Consider the following 7,616-nt stretch of genomic DNA (forward strand, 5'->3'; position numbering starts at 1 on the left):
CTTGCGCCTGATCACCTGCGCCATACCTATAGCCCATATCAGCCTGCGAACATTGCCAGGAACCAAAGCATGAATATCGAGCCCCTTTTGCGATCCATCGTGGCCGTCCGCGCCACCGTGCCGGAGGACGCCTTCACGGCAAATACACTTGGCACCCGCCGCGAGGGCAGTGGCGTGGTCATCCGCGGCGACGGGCTGGTACTCACCATCGGCTATCTCATCACTGAGGCCGAGGAGGTCTGGCTGGCCGATCAGGACGGGCGCGTGGTTCCCGCCCATGCGCTCGCCTACGACCAGGAGTCGGGCTTCGGCCTGGTGCAGGCGCTGGCGCCGCTCGGGCTGCCCGCCATTGCGCTCGGCGATGCGTCCAGGGCCAAGATCGGCGATCCCGTCGTGCTCGCCGACGGCGTCGGCCGCTCCGTGCGGGCGCGGATCGTCACCAAGCAGGAATTCGCCGGCTATTGGGAATATCTGCTCGACGAGGCGATCTTCACGGCGCCGGCTCACCCCTCATGGGGCGGCGCCGGCCTCATCGGCGCAGATGGCAGGCTGCTCGGCATCGGTTCGCTGCGCCTGCAGATGAGCCGCAACGGCGAGGTCGCCGACATCAACATGGTGGTGCCGATCGATCTTCTGCCGCCCATCCTCGACGATCTGCTGACGCGCGGCCAGGTCGCCAGGCCGCCGCGGCCGTGGCTCGGCGCCTTCTCGGCCGAGAGCGACGGCAAGGTCGTGGTGATGAGCGTCGCCGAGGGCGGCCCGGCCGCCCAGGCGGGCCTGCGCCAGGGCGACGTCATCTCGGATGTCCGCGACGCGGCGGTCGATGGGCTTGCCGATTTTTATCGCAAGCTTTGGAAGAGCGGCCCGGCGGGTGCCGAGATCCCGCTCCGGGTGCTGCGCGATGGCCGCGAAACCTGGCTGCGCGTCAAGTCCGCCGATCGCAACAGCCTGCTGTGGAAGCCGCCGCTGCAGTGAGGCAACCGAAACCTCTCACTCTCCGCAAGCGCTGAAGCCAGTGCCCGGGGTCCACTCCGCGAACGGGATGACCTTGCCTTCGACCGATACGGTCGCTTGCCTGGTGCTGCCGTCCGCCAGCTTCTTGCTGCTTTTGCCCTTGCCGGTCAGCACATTGTAGTCGCAGTCGCCGGCAACATTGTCGTCCATGTAATCCCAATACTCGTAGGCAAAACCGGCGACGACGAACGTGCCGTTGCGCCAGGCGAGCGTCAGCGTCTTGTTGGTCCGCTCGCTGCCGATCTCCATCGCCGGAATATCGAGCTTGATCGAACCGTTGGGGAGCGCGGTGAGTTCGGGCTCGGTGTCGGATGTGGCGGGGCCCGGCCGGTCGTAATCCTTCCATTCCCCGTCAATCTGATCATGCACGATCCCGGCAGGTTTTAGAAAATCGCCATCGCGATCTTTGAGGAAAAAATACAGGTCCATGGGAGAGCCGGGCTCGGTCTCGACGATCATCGCCAGATCGGCGGCGCCGTCGCCGTTCCAGTCGCCGGTCGCCGCCGTGATGATCTTCTGCGTCTCGATCGGCTCCGCCAGGGCGGCGGCCGGCAGCAGCAAGACCAGACCGAATATTGTCGATCGCATGTAAAATCCTCTTAGCCTGGGCAGGCCTGAGACGCACGCGCTTCTCAGGAGGCCCGGCTCTGCCGCGTCTCGGAACGGCTCGTCTCGTTGAGCAGCCGGCAGAGCGAAACCGCTTCACGACGGCTCAGGCCGATCAGCGCGATTTGCGAAAATTGCGCCGGCAGATCGTGAACGATGTCCCACACCATCCAACGGCCGTTCGGCTCCATGACACATTCGTAGCGCAATAATTGTTCCTGCATCCGACCCCCGGCTTTGCTCACCGGACTGGTACAGCGTCGAGGTAAATGAGTTGTTGCGCCGCGGTAGTATTCCGCGGCTATCGAAACCGGGCGTTGAATCCCGCAGCGGCGAGCCCGAGGGGCCGCCCGGCGGTGCGGATACTCTCGACAAGGCGGCAGGGCAGGGACGCTTCCGGCGTGAACGGCGGCCGCCGCCAGAATTGGATCAGGCGTTGCGGCTCGCCATATGCGCGTCGAGCTTCCTCCTCGAGGGGCCGTAACGCTTGATGATGGTCGCGGCCTCGCTTTGCGGTATGCCGTATTTGCGGGCAAACGCAGCGACCTCGTATGGCTCTTCGCCGGAGACCAGTTTGCGATCCTGCTTGGTCTTGGATTTGTCGTCGGCCATGGCGTCCTCCATCACATCTGGTCGTTATAGGGCTCCTTGGTCCGGCCGACCATCCTGGCCAGTTCGGCAAAGGACGGTACGCCGGTTTCACCCTGGGCATTGTTGGCCGCCTGCAGCAGCCTGAGCGGAAAGCAGACGGCGTCGCGGTTGGATGGCGACATGTCTTCATAGAGACGCTCGTCGCTGGTCATCGCCGCCTCGGCGCGGCGCAACGCCATGTCGACCTCGTCGACCGACAGCAGGCCCTTGTGGACAGCGCGTTGTTGACGGCCGCGATCGCCATCATCAATCCTTCGAGCTGGAGATTGGCGACGTTCATCGTCTTGCGTCCTTGCCAGGCTTCTTGGCGGTGGCCTTGCCGTCTGGCCGGATCGCTGCGCGCGGCGGGTTCTGGCCCTCCGAATGCAGGGTCCTGTCGTCGAAATCGTCAGCCGGCCTGGTCAATCCCATGCCGCCGGGAGGTGGCTTGTTGCCGGCCGCATCCTGCGAAAATTCGTCGGCCGCGTCGGGGTTCGTCTTTGCCGGATATTTCCTCGCTCCGGTCTCGTAGCGGTTCGGGTCGTCGGCCATGTCCTGTGCTCCCGTTGCAATGAGCAGATAACTTTCATGCGGCGGCAGCGGTTCCGTGGCGAAATCGACCTTGCCGGTGCGCAAGCCTTCGCAATCTGTCGGCTTTCGTGCATTCTTGCGCATGCCAACGATGCTTCGCTCCGACGCGCCAGCAAAATGCTGCTCCTACTGCGGTGGGCGCGACCACGACTACGAGGATTGCCCGAAGCGCAAAACCGATGCCGAACGGCAGAAGGAGACGCCAGGCAACGCGTCCCAGCCCGCTGCCGCGGCTGCAGGGGAAATCCGCTAGGGCGGTTCCGGAAACCAGGGCGGTTCCAGGAAAGTGTCGGCGGTCTTCCGTCCGGAACGGCGCCAAACAGACAAGCGCCGGATTGGATCAACGCCGGGGGTTCATGGATTGGTGGACAATCAACCTGCGGAGCAACCACATCGACTAGAAAAGAGGTTACGCTGCCGTTCCGCAACGACGGCAGTTTCACGATCGCTTTGCCAGCATCAGTCCGTTATCAGCCGGGTGACAAGGCTGAGGCCGTCGTCAGCGGCGAGTCGACCCTGATCGACCATGTGCGGATGGAAGGCAGCAGACTCACTTTGGATTGCGAACCGGGCTGGTTCGCATCCCGGCTCGATGTCAGGGTGTCGGGGCCGGCAATTTCAGACTGGAAAGTGGTCGGCAGCGGCGACCTTGCCCTGTCGCAGATCAATCAGCCCGGGTTGCGGCTGAACATCCGCGGCAGCGGCAGCGTTACCGCAACCGGAACCGCCCAGACGGTCGATCTGGAGATCCGCGGTTCGGGCACCGGCCGGCTCAGGAATCTTGTCGCCCAATCCGCTCGGATCGAGATTCGCGGCAGCGGCGACGCAGAGATTACCGCACAGGCGGATGCGGATGTCACGATTTCCGGCAGCGGTGACGTCGACGTCTACGGGCACCCGACCATGCGGCGTTCGGAGGTCCGAGGCAGCGGCAGCATTACACAGGTGCCGTAAAGCAATTCCGGCGTAGGGATTGCCCTGGACCGCCTGAACCACCCCGCTGGTCCGGCCGGCTGGCGCGAAGGTCCTTCCATATCCAGAGGATTGCAATGCCGCCACTATTGTGGGCAAAAGCAGCACGGGCAATCAGGTTGGGGTGGGGTGATGACCGAAACGCAAGGCAATTCAAGCCGTCCGCAGGGCAAGCCGGGGATGGCATCGGGGTCGATCGGTTCCGGCCTGATCGCACTCGTCATCGTGGCGCTCGGCGTCTTTGTGCTGTTTGGATCCTGGTACACGATCGATCAGGGCGACCGCGGCGTGCTCTTGACCAACGGAGCGCTGAGTTCGGTCGTTGATCCCGGACTGCATTTCAAGCTGCCGTGGTTACAGCGTGTCGAGAAGATCAGCCTGCGCCAGCAGGTGCTCAAATGGGGCTGCGAGAACCAGAACGATTGCAGCGGCCTGCCGGCCATGCAGGCCTATTCGCGCGACCAGCAGCCGGCCGACATGCGCGTCACCGTCAATTTCCACGTGCCGGCCGCCGAAGTCAGCAACGTCTACACCAATTATGGATCGATCGAGGCACTGGCCGACCGTGTCATTGCCAGGAAAGCACCGCAGGAGATCAAGACGGTGTTCGGCCAGTACGACGCGGTGTCGGTTATCCAGAACCGGGCGAAGTTCAACAAGGACGTCGCCGACGCCATCGCGGCGGTAACCGACGGCCCGGTGATGATAGACAGCGTGCAGGTCGAGAACATCGACTTCTCCGACGCCTACGAGCAGGCGGTCGAAGCCAGGATGACGGCGCAGGTCGAGGTGCAGAAGCAGGAACAGAACCTGCAGCAGGAAAAGATCAAGGCCGATATCGCCGTCACCCAGGCCAAGGGCCGCGCCGACAGCGTCAAGGCCGAAGCCGAGGCCAGTGCCTACAAGACCAGGGTCGAAGGCGATGCGACCGCGGGCGCCATCAAGGCTCGCGCCGCCGCAATCGCCAACAATCCGCTGCTGGTCGAACTGACCAAGGCGGAGAGATGGAACGGCGAATTGCCAAAGTCGATGATCCCGGGCTCGACCGTACCGTTCCTCGAACTCAGCACGCCTGCCGCAGCATCGAACTGAGGCGCGGCGCAAACCAGATCAGGGCGGCGGCGCGATAACCGTCCTGGTGCGGTTACGGCTGAAGCACGGCGCCTCGGGCGATTGCCTGCGTTTGACTTAGAAAAGCTGTCAGCAGCTCCATTCCCGCCGGCCAGTCGCCGAGCCCGCTGTCGCCATTGATGTGGCCAAGCGGTCCGGCGATATGGAGATCGCTGCCCCATCGCTCGGATTTCGCCCTGGCATAGTCCAGCGAGCCGTAGGGATCGTTGGTGCTGGCGACAATCAGCGACGGAAAGCGAAGCCGTTGTTGCGGTGCGTCGGCGAAGGCCCGGGCGGAGGAGGGGAAGGCCGGCGACGCAGGGTCCGGAACCGCGACCAGCAACGCGCCGCCGATAGAGCGGGGGGAGATCCGCTGCCAGTGTACGACGAGCAGACAGCCGAGGCTATGGGCGACGAGCACCGGCGGTGTCCTTGCCTGGCATACAGCGGTTTCCAGCGCAGCCACCCAGTCGTCGAGGTCCGGCGCGTCCCAACTTGCCGGGTTGAACCGCCGCATCGCCGGGTTTGCCTGCTGCCAACGTGTCTGCCAGTGGGCTTTGCCCGATCCGCCGATGCCCGGCACAATGATGAAGTCGGTCATGCGAAGCCCTTCTTTCCTGATGCAGCGCGTGCAATTCTAGGTCTTCTCCCAGGTGGCGGAATGAGAGATCATCGGAAAGCAGCGACGAAATCCGATGGATTAAAGGCGATCATGCGGAACGGCGATTATCGGCCAAGGCTCGACCCCACCGATCTGGCGATCATTGAGATCATGCAGGAGGATGGCCGCATCGGCATCTCCGAGCTTGGCCGCCGCGTCGGACTGTCCCAGCCCGCCACCTCGGAACGGGTGAAGCGGCTGGAGGAGCGCGGCGTCATCACCGGTTACAAGGCGGTGATCAATTCGGCAGCGCTCGGGCTCGGCACCATGGCGGTCATCCGCCTGCGCACCACGCATGAGCATATCCAGGCCTGCCTGAAGAAGTTCGCCCAATTGCCGGAGGTGGTCGAGGTGCTGCGGGTGACCGGCGAGGATTGTTTTCTGGTCAAGGTCGTGGTCCCGTCACCGCCCGATCTTGAAAGCATCGTCGACAGCATCGGCCACTACGGCACAGTGACGACAAATGTGGTTCTGCGCGCCGAGCAACCGAAGCGGCTGGGACGCGAATTGATGACCAGGGCCTGACCGGTCTATCGCTTGGTCTGCGTATGCCCGACGGCATTGGCGAACGAGATGCCGCCCTTGATCTCGCGCATCGCCATCGAGGTGATCGTGCGCCGCACGCCGGGCAGCCGGCTGAGCTCCTCGCGCAGCATCCTGTCGAGCGCCATCATGTCGACGGTGACGATCTGCAGAAGATAGTCGGCCTCGCCAGTCGTGGCGTGGCAGCGGCGGATCAGCGGATGCTTCTGCACTGCCGCCTCGAAGGCGTCCGACAGCTCAAAATCGATCGACACCTGGATGAAGGCTTCGATGCCGAAGCCGAGTTTTGCCGGGTCGATGCGGGTCGAGTAGCCGCGGATGACGCCGGCGTCCTCAAGCGCCTTGACCCGCTTCCAGCACGGCGTCTTGCTCAAGCCGACCTCATCGGCGAGCGCGGCAAAGGAGATACGGGCCTCGCGTTCGAGCGCCGCGACGATCTTCCGGTCGACCGCATCCAGCATCATTCGTTCTTCCAATCTGCTTCAGCGACAATTTTCGTCCTTCGTTTCCCGCCAATCGAATAACAGAAAGGGACAATGTTCGGCAAGAAAGCGATTAGACTCGGGGGACCGGGATCCAACAAGCGCCTGCGGCCGAACGGCCGGGGCAAGGAGCATGGCCATGGACAAGCAGGATTATTATGCCCGCATCGAAACGCCTGAGATGCGCGACTATGGCGTCTACCTCAAATGCGACAGGTTGCTTGCCTGCCAGAAGCCGCTGGCCGAGATGGTGAATGCCGACGAGCTGCAGTTCCAGATCGTGCACCAGGTCGAGGAGCTGTGGATGAAGCTCATCGCCTATACGCTGGTCGATGTCGTTGATTTCCTGGAAAAGCAGGACACGCATCGCATCGTCACGCTGATGGCGCGCGTGCACCGGCTGATGCGGCTGATGACGGCGCAGCTCGACCTACTCGAAACCATGTCGCCCAAGGAATACCAGCAGATCCGGCTGCAGCTCGGCAATGGCAGCGGTCAGGAATCGCCGGGTTTCAAGCAGCTGCTGCGTCTGCCGCCGGATCTGTGGCGGGCCTTCAAGGCGTCATACCTCGACGACCGCGGCCTTTCGGTCGAGGATGTCTACGATACCGGCTACGATCACGGCGACAGCTATGTCGTTGCCGAAGCGCTGATCGAGTTCGACGAGCTGTTCCAGAAATTCCGTGCCAACCACCTCTATCTCATCCACCGCACGATCGGCCTCGGCGCGAAATCGCTGAAGGGCCGGCCGGTCGAATTGCTGGAAGCCGGCGCCCGCCACCGCTTCTTCCCGGAACTCTGGGACATACGCTGGGCGATGACCGACCGCTGGGGCAGCCAGTATGGAACGGTACGGGAGCCGATCAGTAAGCCGAAGGCTGCGGAGTAGAGCCAGGCTTGGGTTCCTCGCCCCGCGCGAAGCGCTAGGGGATGCACACATCTTTTCGTTGCGTCGATGACTCCTCTGTGAGTTGCGGCGTCGGGTTGGTGTGTGATTCTGTAGGCGA

At 63.4% G+C, this 7,616-nt stretch carries 11 protein-coding genes and 1 pseudogene; 5 read left to right on the forward strand and 7 right to left on the reverse strand.

Going from position 1 to position 7,616, the window contains the following annotated elements; translation table 11 throughout:
• Positions 1 to 69 precede the first annotated feature (69 nt).
• Entirely contained in the window at positions 70 to 975 is a 906-nt protein-coding gene (locus NKJ28_RS29640; protein ID WP_352638120.1) for a S1C family serine protease, read from the forward strand.
• Between the two features lie 15 nt (positions 976 to 990).
• Here the strand turns inward: NKJ28_RS29640 and NKJ28_RS29645 are convergent, their stop codons facing one another.
• From NKJ28_RS29645 to NKJ28_RS29665, 5 genes and pseudogenes are all read right to left on the reverse strand, one after another.
• Positions 991 to 1,602, reverse strand: a complete 612-nt coding sequence (locus tag NKJ28_RS29645) for a hypothetical protein (RefSeq protein ID WP_352638121.1) — start codon at positions 1,600 to 1,602, stop codon at positions 991 to 993.
• A 44-nt stretch (positions 1,603 to 1,646) separates the two neighbouring features.
• A complete protein-coding gene (locus NKJ28_RS29650) occupies positions 1,647 to 1,829 on the reverse strand; it encodes a hypothetical protein (protein WP_352638122.1) in 183 nt (60 codons plus the stop codon).
• Positions 1,830 to 2,049: 220 nt separating this feature from the next.
• The gene (locus tag NKJ28_RS29655; RefSeq protein ID WP_023675702.1) at positions 2,050 to 2,232 is read right to left on the reverse strand and encodes a DUF3606 domain-containing protein; all 183 of its coding nucleotides are present in this window, start codon (positions 2,230 to 2,232) and stop codon (positions 2,050 to 2,052) included.
• 11 nt (positions 2,233 to 2,243) lie between these two features.
• A pseudogene (locus NKJ28_RS29660) lies at positions 2,244 to 2,551 on the reverse strand (hypothetical protein).
• Positions 2,548 to 2,925, reverse strand: coding sequence for a hypothetical protein (locus NKJ28_RS29665; RefSeq protein WP_352638123.1), 378 nt, complete (start codon positions 2,923 to 2,925; stop codon positions 2,548 to 2,550). The pseudogene NKJ28_RS29660 and the gene NKJ28_RS29665 overlap by 4 nt, the downstream one beginning before the upstream one ends.
• A 366-nt stretch (positions 2,926 to 3,291) precedes the next feature.
• Here NKJ28_RS29665 and NKJ28_RS29670 point away from each other — a divergent pair, with 366 nt between their 5' ends.
• Both NKJ28_RS29670 and NKJ28_RS29675 read left to right on the forward strand, forming a co-directional pair.
• Positions 3,292 to 3,795: a GIN domain-containing protein gene (locus tag NKJ28_RS29670; RefSeq protein WP_352638125.1), complete on the forward strand. Its 504-nt coding sequence runs from the start codon at positions 3,292 to 3,294 to the stop codon at positions 3,793 to 3,795.
• 150 nt (positions 3,796 to 3,945) lie between these two features.
• Complete coding sequence (locus tag NKJ28_RS29675) at positions 3,946 to 4,905, forward strand: prohibitin family protein (protein ID WP_352638126.1); 960 nt, start codon at positions 3,946 to 3,948, stop codon at positions 4,903 to 4,905.
• 52 nt (positions 4,906 to 4,957) lie between these two features.
• Here NKJ28_RS29675 and NKJ28_RS29680 read toward each other — a convergent pair whose 3' ends face one another.
• Positions 4,958 to 5,524 carry an RBBP9/YdeN family alpha/beta hydrolase gene (locus NKJ28_RS29680; RefSeq protein ID WP_352638128.1) on the reverse strand — a complete coding sequence of 189 codons (567 nt, stop codon included), beginning with the start codon at positions 5,522 to 5,524 and terminating at the stop codon, positions 4,958 to 4,960.
• 111 nt (positions 5,525 to 5,635) lie between these two features.
• Between NKJ28_RS29680 and NKJ28_RS29685 the strand changes: the two genes are divergently transcribed.
• Positions 5,636 to 6,109 carry an Lrp/AsnC family transcriptional regulator gene (locus tag NKJ28_RS29685; RefSeq protein ID WP_352453704.1) on the forward strand — a complete coding sequence of 158 codons (474 nt, stop codon included), beginning with the start codon at positions 5,636 to 5,638 and terminating at the stop codon, positions 6,107 to 6,109.
• A gap of 5 nt (positions 6,110 to 6,114) precedes the next feature.
• Here NKJ28_RS29685 and NKJ28_RS29690 read toward each other — a convergent pair whose 3' ends face one another.
• Positions 6,115 to 6,591 (reverse strand): Lrp/AsnC family transcriptional regulator, encoded by a 477-nt coding sequence (locus NKJ28_RS29690; protein ID WP_502897310.1) that lies wholly within the window; start codon positions 6,589 to 6,591, stop codon positions 6,115 to 6,117.
• A 157-nt stretch (positions 6,592 to 6,748) separates the two neighbouring features.
• Here NKJ28_RS29690 and NKJ28_RS29695 point away from each other — a divergent pair, with 157 nt between their 5' ends.
• Positions 6,749 to 7,498: a tryptophan 2,3-dioxygenase family protein gene (locus NKJ28_RS29695; protein WP_352453705.1), complete on the forward strand. Its 750-nt coding sequence runs from the start codon at positions 6,749 to 6,751 to the stop codon at positions 7,496 to 7,498.
• Positions 7,499 to 7,616 lie beyond the last annotated feature (118 nt).

The sequence above is a fragment of the Mesorhizobium sp. M0145 genome (genome assembly GCF_040322355.1).
In the GTDB taxonomy this organism is placed as follows: Bacteria; Pseudomonadota; Alphaproteobacteria; order Rhizobiales; family Rhizobiaceae; genus Mesorhizobium.